Source organism: Citrobacter sp. Cb028, assembly GCF_030336705.1.
GTDB lineage: Bacteria > Pseudomonadota > Gammaproteobacteria > Enterobacterales > Enterobacteriaceae > Citrobacter > Citrobacter braakii.
Genome location: NZ_JAOWCZ010000034.1, coordinates 1,219,865 through 1,243,077 on the forward strand (window position 1 = coordinate 1,219,865; position 23,213 = coordinate 1,243,077).

21 protein-coding genes and 2 tRNA genes are annotated in these 23,213 nt (G+C 52.4%); 10 read left to right on the top strand and 13 right to left on the bottom strand.

What is annotated here, in order from left to right:
* Positions 1-16: 16 nt before the first annotated feature.
* Together OGV75_RS15510 and OGV75_RS15515 are read right to left on the bottom strand one after the other, a co-directional pair.
* Positions 17-715: a cache domain-containing protein gene (locus OGV75_RS15510; protein WP_016152932.1), complete on the bottom strand. Its 699-nt coding sequence runs from the start codon at positions 713-715 to the stop codon at positions 17-19.
* A gap of 24 nt (positions 716-739) precedes the next feature.
* Complete coding sequence (locus OGV75_RS15515; RefSeq protein WP_016152933.1) at positions 740-1,465, bottom strand: FadR/GntR family transcriptional regulator; 726 nt, start codon at positions 1,463-1,465, stop codon at positions 740-742.
* Between the two features lie 314 nt (positions 1,466-1,779).
* Here OGV75_RS15515 and OGV75_RS15520 point away from each other — a divergent pair, with 314 nt between their 5' ends.
* The 4 genes from OGV75_RS15520 to OGV75_RS15535 all read left to right on the top strand — a co-directional run bounded on the left by OGV75_RS15520 (position 1,780) and on the right by OGV75_RS15535 (position 6,885).
* Entirely contained in the window at positions 1,780-3,207 is a 1,428-nt protein-coding gene (locus OGV75_RS15520; RefSeq protein ID WP_286480872.1) for a gamma-aminobutyraldehyde dehydrogenase, read from the top strand.
* A gap of 11 nt (positions 3,208-3,218) precedes the next feature.
* A complete protein-coding gene (locus tag OGV75_RS15525; RefSeq protein ID WP_016152935.1) occupies positions 3,219-3,692 on the top strand; it encodes an ester cyclase in 474 nt (157 codons plus the stop codon).
* A gap of 88 nt (positions 3,693-3,780) precedes the next feature.
* A complete protein-coding gene (locus tag OGV75_RS15530; RefSeq protein WP_019076696.1) occupies positions 3,781-5,673 on the top strand; it encodes a flavin monoamine oxidase family protein in 1,893 nt (630 codons plus the stop codon).
* A gap of 3 nt (positions 5,674-5,676) precedes the next feature.
* Positions 5,677-6,885, top strand: coding sequence for a cytochrome c (locus tag OGV75_RS15535; protein WP_204565912.1), 1,209 nt, complete (start codon positions 5,677-5,679; stop codon positions 6,883-6,885).
* A gap of 47 nt (positions 6,886-6,932) precedes the next feature.
* On the opposite strand, the gene pdxR is transcribed toward OGV75_RS15535, so the two are convergent.
* Entirely contained in the window at positions 6,933-8,408 is a 1,476-nt protein-coding gene (gene pdxR / locus OGV75_RS15540) for a MocR-like pyridoxine biosynthesis transcription factor PdxR (protein WP_286480873.1), read from the bottom strand.
* 106 nt (positions 8,409-8,514) lie between these two features.
* Here pdxR and puuE point away from each other — a divergent pair, with 106 nt between their 5' ends.
* The 4 genes from puuE (at position 8,515) to OGV75_RS15560 (ending at position 12,748) form a co-directional block, all read left to right on the top strand.
* A complete protein-coding gene (puuE, locus tag OGV75_RS15545) occupies positions 8,515-9,777 on the top strand; it encodes a 4-aminobutyrate transaminase (RefSeq protein WP_019076699.1) in 1,263 nt (420 codons plus the stop codon).
* Positions 9,778-9,952: 175 nt separating this feature from the next.
* Positions 9,953-11,008 carry an ABC transporter substrate-binding protein gene (locus tag OGV75_RS15550; protein ID WP_181625960.1) on the top strand — a complete coding sequence of 352 codons (1,056 nt, stop codon included), beginning with the start codon at positions 9,953-9,955 and terminating at the stop codon, positions 11,006-11,008.
* Positions 10,995-11,999 carry a FecCD family ABC transporter permease gene (locus tag OGV75_RS15555; RefSeq protein ID WP_216424985.1) on the top strand — a complete coding sequence of 335 codons (1,005 nt, stop codon included), beginning with the start codon at positions 10,995-10,997 and terminating at the stop codon, positions 11,997-11,999. The genes OGV75_RS15550 and OGV75_RS15555 overlap by 14 nt, the downstream gene beginning before the upstream one ends.
* Entirely contained in the window at positions 11,996-12,748 is a 753-nt protein-coding gene (locus OGV75_RS15560) for an ABC transporter ATP-binding protein (RefSeq protein WP_286480875.1), read from the top strand. The genes OGV75_RS15555 and OGV75_RS15560 overlap by 4 nt, the downstream gene beginning before the upstream one ends.
* Here OGV75_RS15560 and OGV75_RS15565 read toward each other — a convergent pair.
* From OGV75_RS15565 to OGV75_RS15590, 6 genes are all read right to left on the bottom strand, one after another.
* A complete protein-coding gene (locus OGV75_RS15565; RefSeq protein WP_286480876.1) occupies positions 12,717-13,457 on the bottom strand; it encodes a substrate-binding domain-containing protein in 741 nt (246 codons plus the stop codon). The genes OGV75_RS15560 and OGV75_RS15565 overlap by 32 nt on opposite strands.
* A gap of 201 nt (positions 13,458-13,658) precedes the next feature.
* Positions 13,659-13,735 (bottom strand) — tRNA-Val (locus OGV75_RS15570).
* Positions 13,736-13,739: 4 nt separating this feature from the next.
* Positions 13,740-13,816: transfer RNA gene (locus OGV75_RS15575), tRNA-Val, on the bottom strand.
* Positions 13,817-14,015: 199 nt separating this feature from the next.
* Positions 14,016-14,498, bottom strand: coding sequence for a glutathione peroxidase (locus OGV75_RS15580; RefSeq protein WP_016152944.1), 483 nt, complete (start codon positions 14,496-14,498; stop codon positions 14,016-14,018).
* Positions 14,499-14,765: 267 nt separating this feature from the next.
* Entirely contained in the window at positions 14,766-15,776 is a 1,011-nt protein-coding gene (gene gap, locus OGV75_RS15585; RefSeq protein WP_286480877.1) for a type I glyceraldehyde-3-phosphate dehydrogenase, read from the bottom strand.
* 78 nt (positions 15,777-15,854) lie between these two features.
* Positions 15,855-16,835: a GlxA family transcriptional regulator gene (locus tag OGV75_RS15590; RefSeq protein ID WP_275262099.1), complete on the bottom strand. Its 981-nt coding sequence runs from the start codon at positions 16,833-16,835 to the stop codon at positions 15,855-15,857.
* A gap of 248 nt (positions 16,836-17,083) precedes the next feature.
* Between OGV75_RS15590 and OGV75_RS15595 the strand changes: the two genes are divergently transcribed.
* Positions 17,084-17,554 carry a GNAT family N-acetyltransferase gene (locus OGV75_RS15595; RefSeq protein WP_019076706.1) on the top strand — a complete coding sequence of 157 codons (471 nt, stop codon included), beginning with the start codon at positions 17,084-17,086 and terminating at the stop codon, positions 17,552-17,554.
* A gap of 98 nt (positions 17,555-17,652) precedes the next feature.
* Here OGV75_RS15595 and OGV75_RS15600 read toward each other — a convergent pair whose 3' ends face one another.
* Positions 17,653-18,846 (bottom strand): MFS transporter, encoded by a 1,194-nt coding sequence (locus tag OGV75_RS15600; protein WP_104651758.1) that lies wholly within the window; start codon positions 18,844-18,846, stop codon positions 17,653-17,655.
* A gap of 141 nt (positions 18,847-18,987) precedes the next feature.
* The gene (locus OGV75_RS15605) at positions 18,988-20,124 is read right to left on the bottom strand and encodes an alpha/beta hydrolase (RefSeq protein ID WP_104651757.1); all 1,137 of its coding nucleotides are present in this window, start codon (positions 20,122-20,124) and stop codon (positions 18,988-18,990) included.
* Positions 20,125-20,296: 172 nt separating this feature from the next.
* Here OGV75_RS15605 and OGV75_RS15610 point away from each other — a divergent pair, with 172 nt between their 5' ends.
* Positions 20,297-21,187, top strand: coding sequence for a LysR family transcriptional regulator (locus OGV75_RS15610; RefSeq protein ID WP_016152950.1), 891 nt, complete (start codon positions 20,297-20,299; stop codon positions 21,185-21,187).
* A gap of 51 nt (positions 21,188-21,238) precedes the next feature.
* Here the strand turns inward: OGV75_RS15610 and OGV75_RS15615 are convergent, their stop codons facing one another.
* Both OGV75_RS15615 and brnQ read right to left on the bottom strand, forming a co-directional pair.
* A complete protein-coding gene (locus OGV75_RS15615) occupies positions 21,239-21,751 on the bottom strand; it encodes a GNAT family N-acetyltransferase (RefSeq protein ID WP_016156401.1) in 513 nt (170 codons plus the stop codon).
* Positions 21,752-22,009: 258 nt separating this feature from the next.
* Positions 22,010-23,179 (bottom strand): branched-chain amino acid transport system II carrier protein, encoded by a 1,170-nt coding sequence (brnQ, locus tag OGV75_RS15620; protein ID WP_286480878.1) that lies wholly within the window; start codon positions 23,177-23,179, stop codon positions 22,010-22,012.
* Positions 23,180-23,213 lie beyond the last annotated feature (34 nt).

Genomic DNA, 23,213 nt, shown 5'->3' on the forward strand with positions numbered 1-23,213 from the left:
AAGGGCCTTCGGGCCCTTAGTTTTGATAGTGATAAAGGATAAAGTAGTCGCTCTGATAAACAACGGTACTGTTTGCGGGAGAGAGTAATTCACCCACGCGAAAACGTGGCCAACTGGAAAAGATAATTCTGTTTTCCAGATTGGTCAGAATGACATAGTCAGGATGAGCGCAGGAAAGCAGTTCGGCCTCTATCTGACTGACCAGCAGATCGACGGCGGCAACGCCAAGAAACTGATCGTTGTAGTAGATCGGCACTGCCGAGGTCAGGGTGTAGGAAATATTGCAGATATAGTCGACGTAGGGACCGTGGATATAGGCTTTTCCTGCCGGAGGTGAGTGCTTAAACCACTCGAAGGTTCTGAAATCCAGACGTTGCTGGGTGGCCTGATCTAAATCGAGGTGCGCCTGACTCAAACCATTATCTTTCTTATACCACCATTCCAGCAGCCAATACTCTTTTGTGGTGGCAGTGCTCTCAATATGGCTGGCGAACCCGGCCCCTGAACAGTAATGATTGTTACTGAGGGTGCGCTTGATGTGTTGCTGAACGGTAGATCTCACCGATGGATCGAGGACAACTTCTGCTGAGGCCTTTTGCACCCCGGAAATCGCCTCATGGATGCTCCTCGCCAGCGCAACGGTAGAATCTACGGTAGAGGCGGTAATATCATCAATCTTACGAATTAATGCGCTTAAGGATGTCGAAGAGCTCATTGTCTGTCCTGCCTTCACTGATTGTCAGTTCGAGTTATATTTCAGCTTTTTTTCAATAAGGTAATAGGTAAACGAGTCGATGATCCGTGTGGCAAGCTGCACGGATTCTGCCTCGTTGTGAGCCGCCAGCGCATCGGCCAGTGCCGAGTAAAGCGCAATAATTTCGGCATGAATGTTGTCTGCGCGATAAAGTATCGCCACCAGCGATGCCCATTCAGCCTGGACCTGCAGCTCCTGATTGGCCAGTCGCGCCGAATGTGAACTGGCAGCTATCGCCAGTAGACAGCGCATATCGGCCTGGGTCATCAGCTCTGGTGAGTTTGCCTTGCTGAGCACCTCAACAAACTCGCGAAATTTGGCGATATCCGCGCCGGTCATCCGTCTGGAAGCCAGCCTTGCGCTATGGCTGATAATGGCGCAATGCATTTCGCCCAGGTCAGAAAGATAATCCGTACTGATCGCTTTGAACGGATGCAGGGCGCTGTTTTTGCCATCAATATTTTCGCAAACGAAGCTCCCGCCATTACGACCACGAACCGTATGGATAAGATTATTAGCCCGAAGCGTGTTTAGCGCTTCTCTGATAGTGATATGTGAGACACCCATCATTTTTGCCAAATCAGTTTCGTTGGGGAGCTGTTCTTTTGGCTCCAGCAACCCCGTGATAATGGCGTTTGACAGGCGCTGCACTATCTGGTCTGAACGACTGACCTGCCCGATAGGCGCAAATATGACCGCGTGAGTAATCATAATCTTTTCTGCACTCAATTCCCTGAAACAACGACCATTTTTAACACATGCCCGTCAGGCAAGGAAGGTAAGAATGGCCGAGTTATTTTACATGCCTATGCGCAACGTCACTGCACAAGCGGATGTGTGTCCCGATAACCTCATGATGAGCTGAGCAAACGCGTTGGCTAACGATGAAAAGCCTTATCTCGAAAATGTAAAAATTAAGTTAAAAATGCGAGGCTTATCATAGTGTCAATGTTGCGCATTTGAAAATCTTTTACAATATATATATTACATAAGATTCTTTATGTATTAACGGGCAGGAGACAGACATGAAAACCCTGAAGCATTTTATTAATGGGCAATATGTAGCAGGTCGTAGCGAAGATACCTTCGAACTGGTGAGTCCGGTCGACGGCGAAACGTACGCATTATCACCCAACGCCAATGCGGAAGAGGTGGAGCAGGCCTACTCGGCGGCAGAGGCGGCGTTTAGCATCTGGCGAAAATCGACGCCGGCACAGCGGCAAAAGGCGTTATTGCAGCTGGCAGATGAGATTGAACGAAACGTTGAGCGGCTGGTGAACGCGCAGAGTCAGGAGACCGGTCAGCTTCGCCATTTTATTGAGAAGGAAGAGATCGCGGCATCCTGCGATGCCATCCGCTTTTTTGCCGGTGCGGCGCGCTGTCTTGAAGGGAAAGCGGCAGGGGAATATTCCGCCGGGTTTACCTCGACTATCCGCCGTGAACCGCTGGGTATCGTTGGACAAGTCACGCCATGGAACTACCCGTTCATGATGGCGGTATGGAAGATTGCGCCAGCGCTGGCAGCAGGCAATACGGTCGTATTAAAACCCAGCGACACCACGCCGGTCAGCACGCTGCTGTTAGCTGAACTGGCCGCGCCGTTGTTCCCAAGAGGGGCGTTTAACGTCGTATTAGGTAAAGCCAGCACCGGTTCGCTGGTGGTTTCAAACCCGAAGGCCTCACTGGTTTCGATTACCGGTTCGGTCCGCGCGGGTCTACAGGTTGCGGCTTCGGCAGCGGCGAACCTGACCAAGGCACATCTGGAATTGGGCGGGAAAGCGCCTGCGGTGGTGTTTGCTGATGCAGATATGGACAAGGCGATCGCGACGATCACCACGGCAGGCTTCTTCAATGCCGGCCAGGATTGCACGGCGGCTACGCGTATTCTGGTCGAACAATCCATCTACGCTGAATTCCTGGAAAAGCTGGTTCAGAAAACGAAGAGTATTAAATTTGGACCGCCAGCGGATCAGGCTGCGCTATATGGCGCATTGAACAGTAAAAACCAACTGGAGCAGGTGAAAGGCTTTATTGCGCGTTTACCGGCACATGCAAAAATTGAAACGGGTGGGCGTGCCGGGCCAGGTCCGGGCTTCTATTTTGAGCCGACGATCGTCTCCGGATTGCATCAACATGACGAATCTATTCAGCATGAAGTATTTGGACCGGTAATGACTATTCAGCCGTTTTCGACTGATGAAGAGGGTCTACACAAAGCGAATGATGTGGAATATGGTCTGGCCGCCAGCGTCTGGACCAGTAACCATGGTCGCGCACAGCGCTTCAGCATTGACCTCGATTTTGGCACCGTGTGGATCAACAATCACATTCCTCTGTGCGCCGAAATGCCGCACGGCGGGTTCAAAAAATCGGGTTATGGCAAAGATCTCTCATCCTATTCGCTCGAAGAATATACCCGGGTGAAACATATCATGTGTGACATTTCTGAATAGAGAGGATGTCGATGAAAACATTAAACATAGCGGTGCTTTCATTCGTGATGTTCTCGGGCTATAGCCTGGCAGAAAGCACATCGCTGAATACCGTTAAAGAGTACATGGCGGCCTGGAATGCACACGATGCTTCGCGAGCCGCGCAATATCTTGCTGATGACGCAGTCTATTATGATGCCGCCGCTGGCGAACCGATAAATGGCAGAGAAAAAGCTGAAAAAGAGGTTATCGGTGCCTTTATTAAGGCGGTGCCAGATCTGAGCTGGAAAATGGTCGGCAAACCCGTTTACGACGAAGATACCGTGGCGTTTCGTTGGGAATTTTCAGGCAAAAATAGTGGCGAATGGGCAGGGAGTCCGCCGACAAATAATCCGATAAAATTTGAAGGTGTCAGCTATATTCATGTTAAAGCAGGTAAAATCACCTGGCAAGGCGATTATTATGATTCTAAAAAACTGGATGAAGAGTTAAAGCCAGGGAAATAGTCGGCTGTACCCCTTTATTACTATTAAGGGGGACATCTCTTATTTGTGTCGTATTTAGGGCAGTGTGTAGCAATAAGGAAAAAAGTTAATGGCAATTACCAGACGTGATTTTCTCAACGGCGTCGCGGTGACTATTGCGGCGGGGCTTACCCCGCTGGAATGGGTCAGGGCGGCAGGAAAGGGAAACGCATTTATAGATGGAAATTATTATCCGCCAGGGCTGACGGGGCTGCGGGGTAATCATCCTGGATCGTTTGAAATGGCGCATGCAGTAGGCCGCGAGCATAAACATTTTGATTTAAACGCTCTGCCCGTTGAGGAAGAGTACGATCTGGTGATTGTGGGCGGCGGTATTAGCGGGCTGGCTGCCGGTTGTTTCTGGCGCCAGCTTGCCGGTCAAAATAGCCGGATCCTGATCCTCGATAACCATGACGATTTTGGCGGGCACGCCAAACGTAACGAATTTACGAGCTCAGGTAAGAAATTACTCGGCTATGGCGGTAGCGAAGCATTCCAGTCGCCCGCGCACAATTTCAGCCCTGAGGTGCAAAAACTGATGGAAACCGTGGGCGTCAGCGTCACGCGGTTAAAAGAGAGTTTTGACGTAAACTTCTACCCCGACTGGCAGCTCAGTCGTGGCGTGTTCTTCGACAAAAAGAATTTTGGCGAGACAAAAATCGTCAGCGGCGATCCGGGGCGCGCGGTATCTGATGATATCCCGCCGAACAGGCTCAATGGCCGTAAAATTGAAGACTTTATCAATGATTTTCCGCTAAGTGAGCACGACCGAAAGGCGTTGATCGACCTGCACGTCCATCCTGGCGACTATCTTCCGGGCATGACGGTCGATGAGAAAATGGAATGGCTGGATACCCACAGCTACAGTGAATTTTTGGCCACAAAAGTTGGTTTGAGCAAAATGGCGCTGCTCTATTTTCAGCAGCGTTCTAATGACTTCTTTGCCATCGGCATTGAAGGCATTTCCTGTAGCGATGCCAGGGCGTGCGCATTACCCGGCATGGAGGCGCTGGGAATACCGCCGTTGGACGGTGAGTCGCTGGCCGACCTCGAAGAGCCGTATGTTTACCATTTCCCTGACGGTAACGCCGGGCTGGCCCGACTGTTAGTCAGGTATATGCTGCCGGATGCGCTACCGGGTAACACGATGGAAGACTCTGTCCTTGCCAGACTGCATTACGAAAAGCTGGATCTGCCGGAAAACACCACGCGCTTGCGTCTGAATAGCACGGTGATTAATGCGGCCAACACAGAGGATGGCGTGGTGGTGACCTATCTGCGTGACGGCAAAATGCATCGCGTGCGCGGTAAAAACACCATCATGGCGGGCTATAACATGATGATCCCGTATCTGGTGCCTGAGATGCCGGAACAGCAGCAGGCGGATCTCAAACTGAACGTGAAGGCACCGCTGGTGTACACCAACGTGGTGGTCAAAAACTGGCAGGCGTTCAAACAGCTTGGCGTGCATGAATTTTACTCTCCGGCGGCACCTTACAGCCGGATTAAGCTCGACTATCCGGTCAGCATCGGCGGGTATCAACACCCGGCCTCACCGGACGATCCGATGGTCATTCACATGGTCTATGTGCCTACTTATCCGGGCAGTAATTTGTCGGCCAGAGAACAGTTCCGTCTGGGGCGAGCGTATTTACTGGGGACCACATTTGCGACGCATGAGGAGATGATTCGCTCCCAGTTACAGGAAATGTTTGGCTCAACGGGCTTTGATAATCAACGCGATATCTCCGCCATTACGGTTAACCGCTGGGCGCATGGCTATGCGTATTACGCCAACGCGTTGTTCGATGATATGGATAAAATGCCAGAAATTATCGAGCGGGCGCGTCAGCCAGTTGGTCGCATTGCCATCGCTAATTCCGATTCTGACTGGGGCGCTTATGCCCATACGGCCATCGACCAGGCATGGCGTGCGGTTAATGAACTCAAGGATATGGGGTGATCTATGCGTAATGTAACCGTTCTTGCCGCCTGTTTGTTTACCGCCTCTGTGAGTGCAGCGGAATCTAATGGCGAATATATCGCCCGTATCTCTGACTGTGTGGCCTGTCATACCACCGAAGGGGGGGCGGCGATGGCGGGTGGCAAAAAGTTTCCTACTCCGGTAGGGGATATTTATTCGACCAACATTACCCCAGACAAAGCCCAGGGTATTGGTAATTACTCATACGAGGATTTTGACAAGGCCGTACGTCAGGGAATTGCCAAAGATGGTCATCCGCTCTATCCGGCCATGCCTTATCCCTCTTACGCGAAACTTTCTGATGACGATGTACAGGCGTTGTATCGCTATTTTATGCATGATGTCACCCCCTCTGCGCAGCCCAATAAAGAGAATGCCATTCCGTGGCTACTCTCCGCCCGCTGGCCGCTGCATATCTGGAACTGGCTATTTACCGACGCGCCAGCGACGGCTGTAGAACGTGCAAAAACGGATGACAACGCTGCGTTAGTAAAACGGGGCGCTTATCTGGTGGAAGGTCCCGGACACTGCGGTTCTTGCCATACCCCGAGAGGCATGGCGATGAACGAAAAAGCGTATACCAATGCTGATGCCGAGTACCTGAGCGGCGCGATGATCGACGGCTGGTATGCGCCTTCGCTGCGCGGCACGGGAATGTCTGAGCAGGAATTAAAATCGCTGTTGCTGACCGGTAAAAGCAAGCATGCCGCGGTTTCAGGTTCGATGGCTGAAGTCGTTACGCAGAGTACACAGTACCTGACCGATGACGATGCCACGGCGATCGCGCAATATCTGCTGAGCCTGAAAAGCGTGAAGCCTGAAACGGTGCGCGCAGCGGCAACTACGGTGTCCTGGTCGAATTCACCCGAGGCGGGCAAAGTGACCTATAACAGCTACTGCTCAACCTGTCACGGTCTGGAGGGGAAAGGTACGGATGATAACGCACCTTCTTTGATCAACAATCCGCTGGTGATGGTTGATGACCCGACGCCGCTATTCAGAGTGATTGCCCACGGCGCAGAAACACCGACAACGCGTGGCAGCGTCTCCTTTAAGATGCCGGCTTACGGTGGCATGTTAAGCGACAACGAAATGCGCGACGTGATTAATTACGTGCGTAAAAGTTGGGGAGAAGGGAATGGCGAAGTGAGCCAGGAGGACCTGGCAGGGATTAAAAAAGCGTCACATTAAACAGCATGTCGGATGGACAAGGTGCTTGCAGCGCCATCCGGCAGTGCTTAAACGGTGTTTACTCTGATAATACCCACCAGTCGGGTAAACGCCGCCGCCATTTCATGCTCTTCGATACTGGCAAATCCCAGCAGCAGGCCGCTGCGTTTCTCTTCATTCACGTAGTAGCGAGACAGCGGGCGCACCAGCAGCCCTTGCGCATTTGCCTGTTGGGCAATGACAACGTCATCGCTCCCGACGGGCAACTGTAGAATCATGTGCAGCCCGGCGTTGCTGCTGAAGGAGCCAAGATACTGCTCGCCCAACTGGCGACTGATAAGCTCCACCAAGGTTTGGCGGCGACGACTGTACAACTGGCGCATTTTACGAATGTGCGCCGCGTAGTAACCCTCGCGGATAAACTCCGCCAGCGCTGCCTGAATCAACAAATGTCCACCACGATAGAGGTCGTTATGAACCTTCTTCAGCGGCGCGGCGAGCGGTTTGGGCAGTACCACATAACCGAGCCGCAGTGCGGGATAGAGTGTTTTACTGAATGTCCCGATATAGATGACCGGCGTCTCTTCTTCCAGACCCTGCAATGATGGAATTGGCTGGCCGGAAAAGCGAAACTCGCTGTCGTAGTCATCTTCCACTATCCAGCTTCGCGTTTCACGTGCGCGAAAGAGAAGTGCCCGACGGCGGTTGAGGCTCATTACCGAACCGAGCGGATATTGATGTGACGGTGTCACAAAAATCAGCTTTGGCGCAGATTCGCCAGCCTCCAGCGGCACCATACCTTGTTCATCAACCGGGATCGCCGAAAAGTTAACCGCATTGATGCGCAGAATATTTTTGATTCCCCAGTAGCCCGGCTCCTCAATCCAGGCGTTATCCCCCGGGTTGCATAGCGTCCGGGTCACCAGATCCAGCGCCTGGTGAATACCTTCAGTAATCAGAATTTGCTCCGGTGAACACCGCACCCCGCGTGCGGTGCGCAGATAGTCTGCCAGCGCTTCTTTCAGCTCAGTCACGCCGCCTGCGGCATCGTACGTGAGAAACTCCGGGCGCAACCGTCTCGCCAGCCGATCCTGAATTTTTTTGAGCACCCGGTGAGGGAAATGCTCCACATCAGGCACGCCTGGAATAAATGCGCCCCATTGACGGGGGCTGGCGCTGGCATGGCCCAGCAGCTCAAGGCAGCGGGCAGATAAGCGGGTGTGATCCTCCAGTGCGGCGGCAACGGGCTCTTTGTGGGGGCGCAGGTCGAGATTGTCCAGCACGCTGTCGGTGACAAATGTGCCGCTGCTGGTGCGCGCGGAAATATAACCTTCGGCCTGCAATTGCTCGTAAACCCGCAGGACGGTATTGCGTGATAGCGTCAGTTCGCCTGCCAGGTCACGCGACGGAGGCATTCGGGTCGCCGGTTTCAGGCTACCTTCGAGGATGCAACTGCAGATGGCGGCATACAGGCGACGATGCAGCTTTTCATCGGTCTGCTGGCTAAATGCCTGCTTGATCACATCTCCGGCAAGTGAACGCATTTGGATCCTTAAAATAAAACGATTTGGCTCTCGATTAAAGTACCAGATGGCGTCTAAATTTAAAGGGTAATTCAACCTAAATGTATTAATGGACAAGGTGTAGAGAATGAACAATAAAAACCTGCAACAACGTCGTCTGGATGCCACCCCGCGTGGCGTGGGTGTAATGTGTGATTTTTATGCCCAGTCAGCAGAAAACAGCACAATTACCGATATCGAAGGCAATCAGTACATTGATTTTGCCGCCGGGATTGCCGTGCTGAACACCGGACACCGTCATCCTCGCCTGGTGCAGGCAGTCGAAGCGCAACTGCAGGCTTTTACCCATACGGCTTATCAGATTGTCCCGTACGAAAGCTATGTGTCTTTGGCTGAGAAAATCAACGCCGTTGCGCCAATCGACGGCAAGCGCAAAACCACATTCTTCACCACCGGGGCTGAAGCGGTCGAAAATGCGGTGAAAATTGCGCGCGCACATACCGGCCGTCCTGGCGTTATTGCTTTTGGCGGCGGTTTTCATGGGCGTACCTACATGACGATGGCGTTAACCGGCAAGGTGGCGCCGTATAAAAAAGGGTTCGGCCCGTTCCCTGGCTCCGTCTACCACGCACCGTATCCTTGCGAGTTGCAGGGGATTTCTACGGCGGACTCCATCAAAGCGATTGAGCGCCTGTTTAAAGCCGATATCGATCCCACCCAGGTCGCGGCGATTATTTTCGAACCCGTCCAGGGTGAAGGGGGCTTCGTGGTGGCGCCGCCGGAGTTTGTGGCTGCCATCCGCCGTATTTGCGACGAGCATGGCATCGTGATGATCGCCGATGAGGTGCAAAGCGGGTTTGCCCGTACGGGCCAGTTGTTTGCGATGGACCACTACGCTGACAAAGCTGACCTGATGACTATGGCAAAAAGCCTTGCAGGCGGCATGCCGCTGTCTGGCGTCGTGGGCAAAGCTGAAATTATGGATGCGCCTGCGCCGGGTGGTCTGGGCGGAACCTACGCCGGAAACCCGCTGTCAATTGCGGCAGCTCATGCGGTGCTGGATATTATTCGTGATGAACAGCTGTGCCAGCGTGCGGCAGCTCTTGGCGAACAACTGCGCGCCACTCTGACTGACGCGCAAACCGGGTGTCCTGAACTGGCCGAAGTGCGCGGCTTAGGCTCTATGATCGCCGCTGAATTCTGTGATGCAGCGACGGGAGAACCCAACGCAGCCGCCGCACAACGCGTGCAGAAGAAAGCCCTTGAGCAAGGATTACTGCTGCTGACCTGTGGTCAGTATGGCAACGTTATTCGTTTCCTTTATCCGCTGACGATCCCGCAGGATCAGTTCGTCAAAGCGCTCGATATCATTAAAGCGGCAACCAAATAATCCGTTAGTCCTGGTGTTACCCACAGCCGACGGTGGTCATCACCGTCGGCTTTTTTGTCGGCATAAATTGATCTTCCTCGTGTGTCGTGCGGTATTTATCGCGAATGGGTTGCCTGTTATATCGTTATATAATTTAATACACATCGTTTTTACTCCGCTATCCAGATGGTATCCCATGTTAACTTTCCGCTCTTTTGTGCTGGTATGCGCCAGCATGTTGTTTGCGTTTTCTGCCCAGGCCGACCGTACGATCACCGACCAGCTTGGTCGTCAGGTCACGATTCCGGACCACGTCGACAAAGTGGTCGTGCTGCAACACCAGACGCTGAATATTCTGGTCCAGCTTAATGCTCAGCAGGACATTATTGGCGTGATGTCGAGCTGGAAAAAACAGCTCGGGCCTGAGTTTGCGCGCTTTATGCCGGCAATTGCCACATTGCCGACGCCGGGCGATCTCACCAGCGTGAATATCGAAAGCCTACTGGCGATTCATCCACAGGTGGTTTTTGTCGCCAACTATGCGCCTGCGGAGATGATCCAGCAGATTCAGAACTCCGGTATTCCGGTCGTGGCAATCTCATTGCGCAAGGATGCAGCCGGGCAACAGAATAAAATGAACCCGACAATGGCCGATGAAGAGCAGGTCTACAACGAAGGGTTAAAGCAGGGGATTCGCCTGATTGCGGACGTCGTGGGGCGCAAACCGCAAGCTGAGACGTTAATCGACTACGTTTTTGCGGCGCGGGCAAAATTCAATGCGCCGGTCGCAAAAATCCCGGATGCGCAAAAAGTCCGTATTTATATGGCTAACCCCGACCTGATGACTTACGGTTCCGGGAAGTACACGGGACTCATGATGCAGCACGCGGGTGGGCTAAACGTGGCGGCTGCCAGTGTAAAAGGCGCCCGTCAGGTTGCGCTGGAACAGGTATTGGCGTGGAACCCGCAGGTAATTTTTGTTCAGGATCGCTACCCGCAGGTGGTAACGGAGATCCAAAACGATCCTAACTGGCAGGGGATCGATGCGGTAAAAAATCATCGCGTCTGGTTGATGCCTGAGTACGCCAAAGCCTGGGGCTATCCGATGCCTGAAGCGTTGGCGATTGGTGAGCTGTGGATGGCCAAAAAACTGTACCCGGACGCCTACAAAGACGTGGATGTTGATGCGCAGGCGCAAGACTACTATCAGCGTTTTTATGGTGTGAACTGGCAGCCTGATGCAGTTAAGTAAGCGCATTTTACTCCAGCAACCACTCTTAATCGCGACGGTCCTGTTGCTGGGCCTTGGTTCGTTGTGCCTCGGACAATATCCGCTGTCGTTAAGCGAAGTCTTTTATCACCTGATGCACTATAGCGACGCTGAAGGGATTGCCGGTCAGGTTATCTGGACGGTCAGGCTACCGCGAATTCTGATGGCGCTGCTGGCGGGTGGGGCGTTAGGGTTATGTGGCGCGACGCTGCAAGGGGTATTTCATAATCCGCTGGTCGACCCGCATATTATTGGCGTGACGTCCGGGGCCGCTTTTGGCGGAACGCTGGCTATTCTGCTCGGCCTGTCGCCGTGGTTGATGATGGGTTCAACGTTTTTCTTCGGTCTGACGGCGCTGGTCCTGGTGTATGCCATTGCTGCGCTGCAGGGGCTGGAGAATACGCTGGTGCTGATCCTGTCGGGTATCATTTTGAGTGGTTTTTTTGCCGCGCTGGTGAGCCTGATTCAGTATCAGGCTGATACCGAAGAAACGTTACCCAATATCGTGTTCTGGCTGCTCGGCAGCTTTGCGACGGCTAACTGGCATAAAGTTCTGCTGTTGGCGATTCCAGTCGGTATCGCTGCGACAGTTTTGTACCAGCTACGCTGGCGGATAAACCTGTTATCACTCAATGATAAAGATGCCCGATCGCTAGGCGTCGCGGTGGTTCCTCTGCGACGCAGCGTTTTGCTGTGCTGCGCTTTTTTAGTTGCCGCTCAGGTAGCGGTCAGCGGCAGTATCGCCTGGGTTGGGCTGGTTATTCCGCATCTGGCGCGTTTGCTGGTGGGGGTTGATCATCGTCGTCTACTGCCGTGCGCCTTCTGGATGGGAGGCGGTTTTATGATTGTGGTGGATGATATTGCGCGTACCCTGATGCACGCGGAGATACCGCTTGGGATCATCACCGCATTATTCGGCGCGCCGCTGTTTGCTTTTTTACTCATCCGCTCCAGCCGCCGGGAGACATCATGAAACCTGCCGCATTGCGTGTAAATACGCTTACCTATGGGTATCGCGCGCCGCTATTTGAGCCGCTTACATTCAGTTGCCAGAAAGGTGAGATCTGGGCTGTGCTGGGACGTAACGGCCTGGGTAAAAGTACGCTGCTCGATACGCTAACCGGCACGCTACCAGCTTTGGACGGCAGCATTGAAATTGACGGCGGGATAGGGATTGTGGCGCAGCATTGCCACCTGCCATTTCCTTATACGGTGAGCGACGTGGTGCTGATGGGGCGGGCACAGCACGTGAAGCTTTTTGCGCAACCCAGCCAGCAGGATCAACAAAGAGCGACCCAGGCGCTGGAGCAGTTAAATATTGCCCAGCTTGCTTCCCACTCGTTTAGCTCACTTTCCGGGGGGCAACAGCAACTGGTGATGATAGCCCGGGCGCTGGTGACGGAGTGTCAAACGCTGCTGCTTGATGAGCCGTGCTCCGCGCTGGATCTCGCCAATCAGCAGGTGGTGCTTCAGCTCATCAGCGATCTGGCCCATCTACAGGGATGCAGCATTCTTTTTTCGACCCACGATCCGCTGCATGCGTTACAAATAGCCACCCATACTTTGCTGCTGCTCACCGAAGGAAAATGGCGGGCAGGGCCAACGGACAGCATTGTGACGGAAGAGAATCTGTTCCAGGCCTATGGCTTACCGCTGCGAAAACTCAGTCTGGAGAACCACCCGACGCCGTTTATCGCACCGCTGTTTTCTGTTCGTCGTTAAGAGGTAAAAACCCGGCGGCGGTAAGAAACGCCTGACCGCCGTCGGAGAGCATGAATTTAACCAGCGCCATCACCTCGTTGGATGCGTCGAGCACCGCCAGTTGGTATTCGCAGCGAATATTGTGCTCATCAGGGATAGCTACATAATGCACGTCGGGTTGGGCGCGCAGCGTATTCGCGTAATGCGCGTAGCCGATAAACAGATCGGCCAGTCCCTGGCGAAGGATCCAAGCGCTCGCCAGTTCACCAGACGGGATTTTCACCGTATCACGCCCACCAACCAGCGGGATGGCGCGCGCCCTAAGCTGTTGTCCGAGTCCTGGCTCCAGTACATCCATATTGTCGAAAAATGCCCAGGTATAGTCTCCGGAAGGGTCGCAGCCGGGCGTGGATGTACCTATTCGTAGCGTTGGGTCGCGGAGCAAATCCAGCCAGGCGCCGTTTCGGTTGCTGACCAGACTCAGTTGATTCCAGCTAAAGGTTTGCGTGAGGACAGCTTTTTGCAAAGCCAGCAGGCGTTGCGGGTGCTCCCGATTGGCTGAGGCAAAGAGCGCACACGGTTCACCGGCTTCAATACGCTCGCGTAATAAACCGGCCGGACCATATTCCACCTTCACGTCTATTCCGCTATGGCGCGAGAACTGGCTTATCAAAGGGGCAAATGCCAGGCGTAAACTGCCCGCGGCAAACAGAAGAATGGAAGAGGGCATGGTATCCGATCTCTGGCGAAAAAGGGTTTGCGAAGAGGATAAATGATACGCGCTGAGCATAGAGTTTAGAAGGCTTTGGCGCATCGCTTTGTGCCAGCATCATACGGAGTAATGATTAAGCTTAAGGTTACGAACAGGAGGCAATAAAAAGAAATTATGAGGTGTAGCGAAGGGAAATAGCACCAAATCATAGAAATAATTTGGTGCGTCCGAGTGGACTCGAACCACCGACCCCCACCATGTCAAGGTGGTGCTCTAACCAACTGAGCTACGGACGCAAGATGGTGCGTTCAATTGGACTCGAACCAACGACCCCCACCATGTCAAGGTGGTGCTCTAACCAACTGAGCTATGAACGCAATGTTGTAGGTGACAACGGGGACGAATATTAGCGGCACAGACCGAATGAGGCAAGAGGGAAATAGCATTTTTCTTCCTGAACTCACGCGATTGCAGAGTAATTAAGCAAGTTGATTATATTTTGTTGATTTTGCAGCGTGTTTTTTATTCAGACAGTGCGCTGGGGCATAATGGGGACGGTTTGAATGACAGGTGCGCTCAGACTTTAAGCGCAGCAAGGATCGCGGTTTCTATTTTCTCAGGGGTAGTGAACGGCGCAAAACGCTTGAGCGGTTTGCCGTCACGCCCGATCAGGAACTTAGTGAAATTCCACTTGATACGCCCACCCAGCACGCCGGGTAATTCGTTTTTCAGGTAACGAAACACCGGATGCGTAGCCGCACCGTTGACTTCCACTTTCTCAAATATCGGGAAGCTCACACCGTAGTTGATGTGACAGGTTTGCGAGATTTCGTCGGCCCCGCCGGGCTCCTGATTACCGAACTGGTTGCAGGGGAAACCAAGCACCACCAGACCCTGCGCGGCGTACTTCTTGTAAAGCGCTTCGAGGCCTGCATATTGCGGCGTGAAGCCACAATGGCTGGCAGTATTGACCACCAGAACCAGTTTGCCAGCATAGTCGGCCATAGAGACGGGCTCACCATGCAGACGGGTGGCTGTAAGTTGATAAAAGGTGATCATGCCGGAATCCTCAAATAAGATCGCATTACTCATTTTATTATGGTCGCAACTGTCTGATTAATAAACTGACCGTTGAAGTGCTGGCGATTTATTATTTTGTCGGGTTATCGCTAACGTTTTTAAACGCGTCACCCTAGCAGCATCGTAAGGTGACGACTAAAAATGGGGGACGTGACGTTGTGGGCGATTGTCACTGGGACAAACACGTAACAGATATAAAAAAATCCACGCCTGGCGTGGATTTAGAGAGAGTGTGAGAGCAGGGGATTAACGTTCGTGCCTTGCCATTAGCAATACCAGGTCGACGAGGCGATTAGAGAATCCCCATTCGTTGTCGTACCACGCCAGAATTTTGACCATATTGCCGCCAATCACCAGCGTTGACAGGCCGTCGATGATGGATGAGCGCGGGTCACCCTGGTAATCGCTTGAGACAAGCGGTTCATCGCTATAGCCGAGGATCCCTTTCAGTGGCCCTGTCGCAGCGGCGTCACGAAACGCATTATTGACCTCCTCTGCTGTTACATCCCGCTCAAGCGTTACGGTCAGGTCGACAATGGACACCACCGGAACCGGTACGCGCAGCGAGTAACCGGTTAAGCGACCATCCAGCTCCGGGATGACTTTGCCAAGCGCCTTCGCGGCACCGCTGGAGTAGGGGACAATCGACAATGCAGCGGCGCGGGCACCACGAAGATCTTTTTCCGGCTGGTCGTGCAGCGCCTGGCTGTTGGTATAGGCGTGGGTGGTATTCATCAAACCATGCTTAATGCCGAAATGTTGGTGCAAAACCTGTGCGGCAGGTGCCAGACCGTTAGTGGTGCAGCTACCGTTGCTGACGACAAAGTGTTTATCCGCGGAGTAGAGGTGATCGTTAACGCCCATCACGATGGTTAAATCATCGTTCTTACCGGGGGCGGAGATAATCACTCGTTTTGCGCCACCGCTGTGGATATGCACCGCCGCCTTGTCACGTTCAGTGAAGAAGCCGGTTGCTTCAATGACAATATCGACTTCACGCTGACGCCATGGGATGTTGGCTGGGTCGCGTTCGCTGAACACGGTAATGGATTTACCGTTAACCACCAACTGCCCCTCACCGGCGGTGACGTCGGCGTCGAGTTTACCGAGCAGCGAGTCGTATTTCAGCAGATGCGCCAGCGTTTTCCTGTCTGTCAGATCGTTGATTGCCACGATCTGGATCTCCGGGTTACCCAGTGCAGCACGCAGTACGTTACGTCCGATACGGCCAAAACCGTTAATACCGACCTTTACCATGATGAGCTCCTTATCTGTTGTCTCTGGAGTAAATTTAGGCCGGTCACGTGTTGGCGTAAATGACAAAAAAGGATCACTTTACGCCATTTTACGACAGTGAAAGCGCTGGCGATATTCACCAGGCGTCAGGTGAAGCTGTTTTTCAAACAGCCTTCGCAGGTTAATGCTGCTACCAAATCCTGTTTGTTCGGCGATACGCTCCAGCGTCTCGTTGGTCTGCTCCAGACGCTGTCGGGCAGCGGCCAGACGGGCTTCGGCCACGTAGCGTGCCGGTGATGCGCCCGTTTCTCGGGTAAACACGCGGGTGAAATTACGCGGACTCATGGCGACTTTTTCCGCCAGTTTATCCACACTGAGATCGGCGGTGAGGTTCTCAAGCAGCCAGGCGAGCAGATCGTTAATCGGGCCCAGGGTGCTGGTCTGCTGAAGGTTGTAGCGGCTAAACTGGAGTTGTCCCCCGGGACGGCGCAGGTACATGACGAAATCCTGAGCGACGTCGCGCGCCAGACTGAAGCCGTAATCTTCTTCAACTAACGCTAACGTCAGGTCAAAGCCGGAACTGACGCCACCTGATGTCCAGATATGTTCGTCCTGGATATAGAGCGGACCGCTTTCGACGCGCACCTTTGGGAATTCTGCCTGCATGGTTTCCAGTAGCTTCCAGTGGGTGGTGGCTCGTCTGCCGTCCAGCAGCCCGGTTTCTGCCAGCAGCATCGCGCCGCCGCAAATGGATGCAATGCGGCGGGCGTGGGGAGCGGCAAGGCGTAGCCAGTCAACCACCGCAATCCCTTCCTTCGGGTTTTGACCTCTGCCAGTGATGATGATGGTATCGAGAGGTTCGCGAGGATCTATCTCATGCAGTCGATGATCTGCCAGTAGATTTAGGCCGGACTGACCATGGATCACCTGATGCGGTTGCGTTGTCGCTAACTGAACCTGGTAACACGTCTCCGTAGCGCCTTTGGGATGCAGGCGGTTGGCCTGCATCAGAATGTCGGCAATACCGGCGGACTCAAACAGCATACCGCCATCGGGAACAATAATGAGTATCTTCTTCATGTCCTGAAAAGTAATCTTTTTACACAATAAGTCAATGTTACATACTCAAATGGAAAAAGTCTTACCCGTGGCGCAGCGACATTACCGCCACAGGCCGATGGTTTGATGTTGACTCAACGGCGTTGCCTGAGCATCTCCCTTGATTAAGAATGGCGTTGCATTGACCCATTAAAATCACCGCGAGGAGCTGACGCTCCGCTGCACCAAAAATGGACTTGTTCTACAAGTCACTCTCCTGACGAGGTCTTATGAAAATCAGAAGGTTTAGTAATGGAGATGAAATTTCGTTATTCAGCGTCTTTTTATCTTCTGTACATACCCTCGCATCACATTACTACACACAGGAACAAATAGATGCGTGGGCCCCAACGGATATCGACCCGGAACAATGGGCCAATCATATGAAAGAATTACGCCCCTTTGTTGTTGAAGTGGATGGTGAAATAGCTGGATATGCAGATGTTCAGCCAAATGGGTACATTGACCATTTCTTTGTCTCGGGAACCTACCCGAGACAGGGAGTAGGGACACTATTGATGAATCGCATTCATGAAGAAGCCAGACAACGTGGAATTGGCGAACTGACTTCAAATGTCAGTAAGGCTGCGGAGGCGTTCTTTCTACGACACGGTTTTCATGTTGTGGAACGTGGGTTTCCTGCCTGTCGCGGAGTGACATTACAAAATGCACTGATGCGAAAATATTTGGTGAAAAAATAGAAGATAACTGGGCTAAAGGTCCGCGATCAGCGAGGGCGGACACTCGGCTCTCTGCCCTATGCCATGACAGAGAGCACGCCAGAAATGAATGGATAGTTCTAGTTTGCTTTGCTGTTTTGACGGGATGTGACAATCGTCATTGCTGCCGCCGCCAGAAGTAAGAAACCACTCAAGCCAAAAGTACTGCGCCATCCCAGAGTGTCGAATACCAACCCACCTGCCGTTGAACCCAGTGCAATTGATAGCTGGATCACCGCAACCATTAAGCCACCACCCGCCTCTGCATCTTCGGGTAGTGCCCGCGCTATCCATGTCCACCATCCCGTTGGCGCAGCCGTTGCTAGTAGTCCCCACAGGCTGAGCAATACGGCAACAGCCCAGATGCTGTGTCCAACCAGCAGTAACGCCCCGGCTGTCGCTGACATAAGCAGGGGGATCATGATTAAAGTTTTATAAAAACATGTGTTCAGGAATATTGATACGGCCAGTGTGCCGACAAAACCCGCCACGCCTATTGCGAGCAAAATCAGAGAGAGACCAGAAGGGCCTACGCGGGTTACGGTTTCAAGAAAGGGGCGCACGTAGGTAAATAAGGCAAACTGCCCCATGAAGAAGAGCCCGCAGGCCAGGAGTCCCGCAGGGACAATGGTGATGCGGAACAGATGATGCATAGATTTCTGGGATTTTTGTTTTTTATCGTTTTCCATCGATGGCAGGCTGACCCACTGCCAGATGAACGCGGCTATAGCCAGGGGAACGAGGCATAAAAAAGCCCCTCGCCAGCCCACGGTCGTCCCCAGATAGCTGCCAAGCGGTGCCGCTACAACGGTAGCCAGCGCGTTCCCACCGTTAAAAATCGCCAGCGCGCGGGGAACCTGATGCTGCGGAACGAGCCGAATGGCGGTTGCAGCAGACATGGACCAGAATCCACCAATGACCACCCCAAGCAGGGCCCTCCCCAGGATATAAACCGGGTAGCTGGGTGCCAGGGCGACGACTATCCCCGATATGGCCATTAAAACCGTCAGCCCCTGCAGGAGATGTTTTCGGTTCAGATCTCCGGCAATATGGGAGATAGTCAGGCTGGTAATGACCGCCAGCGCGCCAGAGATTGCAATTCCCTGGCCAGCCAGCCCTTCGGTAATGTGTAAATCACTGGCAATAAGCGTAAGCAGGCTGACCGGCATAAACTCGGAAGCGATCAGCACAAACACGCACAGCGTCATGGCAAACACGCCCCCCCAATGCGCATGCTTTTTTTCGTAATGCGGTTTTAGTCTTACTGTGGACATTATCAGATCTCTTAATATCGAATCGGCCAGGTTCAGGCGCAGTCCGGACAGACGTCATTCAGGAAATCACGTCAAAACATGGATGAAAATGATCTGCAGGCGATTTACAGCCGCCTGCAAATATCAGGCGGCTTGGGGCGGTTATCTTAGGTTGGTATTGAAAAACTGCTCAAATTTAGCAAACGGAATCTTACCCGCAACGTTGTCGTACAGATCAACATGATTTGCCCCCGGCACAATCACCAGCTCTTTCTCATTGCTGCCGATCGCCCTAAAGGCATCTTCAGCAAAATAGCGTGAATGGGCTTTTTCGCCGGTCACGATAAGCGTGGGGATAGTGACTTCATTGGCGTAGCTCAGCAGTGGCATATTCATAAATGACAGCGGCATCGTCGCATTCCAGGCCCCGGTTGAGTTGACCGAACGCGCATGGAAACCACGCGGCATGCGATAATAATCAAAGAATTCTTTCAGAACCGGATTAGAATTTGCGGGTAACGTTTCTGGCAGAATACGTTTCGACGTACTGACGTCCCCCTTTTCATCAACATAAATGTCATGCCCGCCGGGCGCGAAAGCTCCGTTCTTCGCATCTTCCCAGCGCTGTGCGTTCAGATACTGTAATACGGCGCGACGATCCGCAGTGGTATAACGGTCTTTACCATCACCTACGCCATGCCCCATCGCACGGCTCATGTCATACATCACGCTGGTCGCCACTGCTTTCACGCGGGTATCCATCGTGGCGTCGTTTAAGGCCATCCCGCCCCATCCGCAGATACCCAGTAATCCGATACGATTTCGATCAACCTCATTTTGCAGGCCAAGGAAATCAACAGCCGCGCTGAAATCCTCGGTGTTGATATCCGGAGAGGCAACGTTACGCGGATAGCCACCGCTTTCCCCCGTATATGAAGGGTCAAAAGCCAGGGTAACAAATCCCTGCTCAGCCAACGTCTGCGCATACAGACCGCTGGACTGCTCTTTCACCGCGCCGAAAGGCCCGCTGATGGCAATGGCCGCCAGTTTGCGCTCGCCGCGATCCTTTGGAATGTAGAGATCACCGACCAGGGTGATCCCGAAGCGGTTCTGAAAGGTTACTTTACGGTGATTAATTTTCGTACTTTTAGCGAAGGTTTTATCCCATGTCTCGACCAGTGAAACTGGCGCGTTCGGATTGGTTGTATTGGCATAACTCATCGTTGTAACTCCACTTAATGATGCGCAGAGCAGCATGGCTGGTATCGCGGCTGTCAGTTTTTTGGTGAAGGCAGTCATCAAAATCCCCTCATAAAACGTGATAGATACAGGTTTCATACGGACAACACTGCTGTGCTTTGTTGCAATGCGAGCATTATAGTGAGCAGTAATAGTGCTTATTAGAGGGGTAAAATTGCTAGAATTAATACCATATTGTTCTAAATAGTGATGCGATAGCGAGGGAAACGTGATGGCGAAACGGGAAAACTATAATGATTTATACCTGTTCATGCAGGTGGTGCGGGAAGGGAGTTTTACCGCTGCGGCGCAACGACTCGGCCTGGCACAATCAGGTATAAGCCGTTCTGTACGCGAACTTGAAGAAAGACTGGGCGTTCAGCTTCTGGCTCGCACTACGCGTAGGCTATCGCTCACCCATGCCGGCGAACAACTCTACCGTACTATTGAGTCAGGATTCGACGCTTTAGATATGGGGCTTGCCACGCTGGCCCATTATCGCCAGTCCCCGTCAGGTACGGTACGGATTAATGCCAGTCAGCACGCTATTGATAAACTGCTCCTGCCAAAGCTTGCGGTGTTTAAGCAACGCTATCCTGACATCCGGCTGGAACTCATCAGCGAAAGTCGGTTTGTCGATATTATTGCGGAAAGATTCGATGCCGGTGTACGTCTCGGACCGGAAGTTGGCGGTGGCATGATAGCGGTCCGTATTTCCCCCGATATGGAGATGGCCATTGTTGGTACGCCAGAACACTTTCGCCGTTATGGCTTTCCACAAGTCCCGGCAGATTTGGCGGTTCATCCCTGCATCGCTTATCAATTTGGCGATGGAAGCCTCTATACATGGGAGCTTCAACAGGATGGTAAAAAAATAACGCATCAGCCGCAGGGACAATGGGCTTTTGCTGACAGTTATATGGAAGCCAAAGCCGCCAGACTGGGGCTGGGGCTGGCTTATGTTCCGGAAGAACTGGTGTCCGATGATTTAGAAGAGGGTTCACTCATCAGAGTTTTACAACGTTACAGTCAACGCCTGGAAGGCTCATTTCTCTATTATCCGCACCGCAATGTGTCACCCGCTCTGCGAGCAGTTATCGATACACTGAGAATTTATGAATGAAGGCCAGGCTGCACACGTGTCAGGGTAACGGGTCTTAGCGAGGAGCGGGCCTTATATACACATCCCCATTAACTTGAGTATGCTCCTCTGTGAATTTGTTTCGAAAATGATGTCGCTGATGTGTTTCATTCCCTGCTTTTTATAGAATTTTTGAGCACGTTCATTTTGTTCAAGAACCTCCAGCCATAAATATTTTTTCCCCTGACTTCGGGCAAGATCTATGACTTTATTAAACATTAGTTGACCGTAATGCTGATTCGTTTTGGTTGGGGCAAGGTAGAGTTTATTAAGTAAAACACCGCTGATGTCTGTATTCGGGATAGTTGCTTGCCATGTTAGCTTCACAAAACCAATCGGCTGCTCGATTTCAACTATATACCAGCTAATGTTTTTATCATTAATACTCTGCTCAATAACAGGAAGTGAATATTCACCCTCCAAATAATTATCAAATTCTGATTCTGACTTCCACATATGCTTAAAGTGCGCAGTATAGAAGCGGTAGCCAAGCTCATTTAGTAATCCCGAATCGGCTAATGTTGCTTGTCGTATGATTAAAGACATGGGATAGGCCCTTACTTTATGAGAGAAAAGTGATATTAAATTTGTAATATATACGGCCTGTTAAGTCTACATGTCCGTTGTGACTGTCTTACCCTCAAACTTTGAATACGCAATCTAAGGTCTGAAGTTGGTGGAGCTCGACCATTAAGTTATTTTTTATCGATGTTAGCTTCTGGCTCGAAGCAGACAGGCCAACTGATTGCCTGGTCTGCTTTGAGCGAAAATGAAAAGACATCTTCCGAACTTGCGGCTGTTCATTCAGGATTTTACAAACAAGCTCATTATTCCCACTGCCAGGGCGCTATAGAAAAGCAACTGATACAGATTCGTCGGCACTTCTGTCCATTTTCTAACGATGCCCAGCGCGACCACGACCAGCGCAGCCGGGTAAATGGCGCACAGCACGGGAACCGCCATTGCGGTGAGGGAATTCAGTCCCAGCACGGCAAGTGCTGCTGACACCATCAGGGAGAGCGTCACCAGCAGCCCATAAGACGCACCGGTTGTCTGGTTGAAATAGCGCGCCGTTCCGGTTGTCAGACCAATGGCCGTGACCAGACAGGCGAGGGTAATGATCGCCGCCAACAACACCCGGCCATAAACGCCAAAAACAGTCTCGACATAGGCGCTCATCACCTGCATACCATTCGTTGCGCCCCGCACCGGGCTGTGGGACCCCATCGACAGATAGCAGATATAAATCACGGCCAGACCTGCAGCGGCAATAAAGGCTGCAGCGGTGGAATGGGTGAAGATGCCCCGCGGATGGTGGATCCCGCGCTGCTTAAGCGTGTGGGTGATAATGGCGCCAAAGCACAGCGCACTGATCACATCCAGGGTCTGATAACTGTTGACGAACCCTGTATCGAACGCGCGAGTTTGATACGCGGTTGTGGCGGTCGTGAGGTCACCAATCGGATGTAACCAGGCACATATGCCGATAAAAATCAGGGCACTAATTTTAATGGGCGAAAGGAAGAAACCGACGATTTCCAGCAGTTTTCCCGGCTTAGCCAGCGTCGCGCCAGCAAGGCCAAAGAACGCGGCGGAAAATATAATCTTCTGCATCAGGGAACTAGCTGCGCCATCGGTGATGACTTCGTAGCTAATCGTCGCGGTGCGTGGCGTACCAAATAAAACCCCCAGCGTTAAAAAGCAAATGCCAATAAAAATCAGGCTCGGCCATTTGCCTAAGGGTTTCGTTAATTCCGCGATATCACCGCCATTAATGGCAAGGGAAATAATCGCCAGCGCCGGGAACAGAACCGCTGTGATGATAAAGCCAAAGCCTGCATTAAAGGCGTTTGCGCCAGCCTGCATGCCGACCAGCGGCGGGAATATAATATTGCCTGCACCCAAAAAAAGCGCAAGGGTCATCCCGCCAAGAGCCATTGTCTCTGGCAATGAAAGTCTGGTGTTTGCTGTCATTATTAACTCTTATTTTATATAAACATCATGCTTT

Excerpts from the sequence above, each read along its gene's own strand:
- OGV75_RS15520 (WP_286480872.1), top strand. The coding sequence starts at position 1,780 with ATGAAAACCCTGAAGCATTTTATTAATGGGCAATATGTAGCAGGTCGT.
- OGV75_RS15555 (WP_216424985.1), top strand. The coding sequence starts at position 10,995 with ATGCAGTTAAGTAAGCGCATTTTACTCCAGCAACCACTCTTAATCGCG.
- OGV75_RS15610 (WP_016152950.1), top strand. The coding sequence starts at position 20,297 with ATGGCGAAACGGGAAAACTATAATGATTTATACCTGTTCATGCAGGTG.
- OGV75_RS15590 (WP_275262099.1), bottom strand. The coding sequence starts at position 16,835 with ATGAAGAAGATACTCATTATTGTTCCCGATGGCGGTATGCTGTTTGAG.
- OGV75_RS15615 (WP_016156401.1), bottom strand. The coding sequence starts at position 21,751 with ATGTCTTTAATCATACGACAAGCAACATTAGCCGATTCGGGATTACTA.
- OGV75_RS15565 (WP_286480876.1), bottom strand. The coding sequence starts at position 13,457 with ATGCCCTCTTCCATTCTTCTGTTTGCCGCGGGCAGTTTACGCCTGGCA.
- brnQ (WP_286480878.1), bottom strand. The coding sequence starts at position 23,179 with ATGACAGCAAACACCAGACTTTCATTGCCAGAGACAATGGCTCTTGGC.
- OGV75_RS15580 (WP_016152944.1), bottom strand. The coding sequence starts at position 14,498 with ATGATCACCTTTTATCAACTTACAGCCACCCGTCTGCATGGTGAGCCC.
- OGV75_RS15525 (WP_016152935.1), top strand. The coding sequence starts at position 3,219 with ATGAAAACATTAAACATAGCGGTGCTTTCATTCGTGATGTTCTCGGGC.
- OGV75_RS15515 (WP_016152933.1), bottom strand. The coding sequence starts at position 1,465 with ATGATTACTCACGCGGTCATATTTGCGCCTATCGGGCAGGTCAGTCGT.
- OGV75_RS15595 (WP_019076706.1), top strand. The coding sequence starts at position 17,084 with ATGAAAATCAGAAGGTTTAGTAATGGAGATGAAATTTCGTTATTCAGC.
- OGV75_RS15550 (WP_181625960.1), top strand. The coding sequence starts at position 9,953 with ATGTTAACTTTCCGCTCTTTTGTGCTGGTATGCGCCAGCATGTTGTTT.
- OGV75_RS15560 (WP_286480875.1), top strand. The coding sequence starts at position 11,996 with ATGAAACCTGCCGCATTGCGTGTAAATACGCTTACCTATGGGTATCGC.
- OGV75_RS15600 (WP_104651758.1), bottom strand. The coding sequence starts at position 18,846 with ATGTCCACAGTAAGACTAAAACCGCATTACGAAAAAAAGCATGCGCAT.
- OGV75_RS15605 (WP_104651757.1), bottom strand. The coding sequence starts at position 20,124 with ATGACTGCCTTCACCAAAAAACTGACAGCCGCGATACCAGCCATGCTG.
- gap (WP_286480877.1), bottom strand. The coding sequence starts at position 15,776 with ATGGTAAAGGTCGGTATTAACGGTTTTGGCCGTATCGGACGTAACGTA.
- puuE (WP_019076699.1), top strand. The coding sequence starts at position 8,515 with ATGAACAATAAAAACCTGCAACAACGTCGTCTGGATGCCACCCCGCGT.
- pdxR (WP_286480873.1), bottom strand. The coding sequence starts at position 8,408 with ATGCGTTCACTTGCCGGAGATGTGATCAAGCAGGCATTTAGCCAGCAG.
- OGV75_RS15510 (WP_016152932.1), bottom strand. The coding sequence starts at position 715 with ATGAGCTCTTCGACATCCTTAAGCGCATTAATTCGTAAGATTGATGAT.
- OGV75_RS15535 (WP_204565912.1), top strand. The coding sequence starts at position 5,677 with ATGCGTAATGTAACCGTTCTTGCCGCCTGTTTGTTTACCGCCTCTGTG.
- OGV75_RS15530 (WP_019076696.1), top strand. The coding sequence starts at position 3,781 with ATGGCAATTACCAGACGTGATTTTCTCAACGGCGTCGCGGTGACTATT.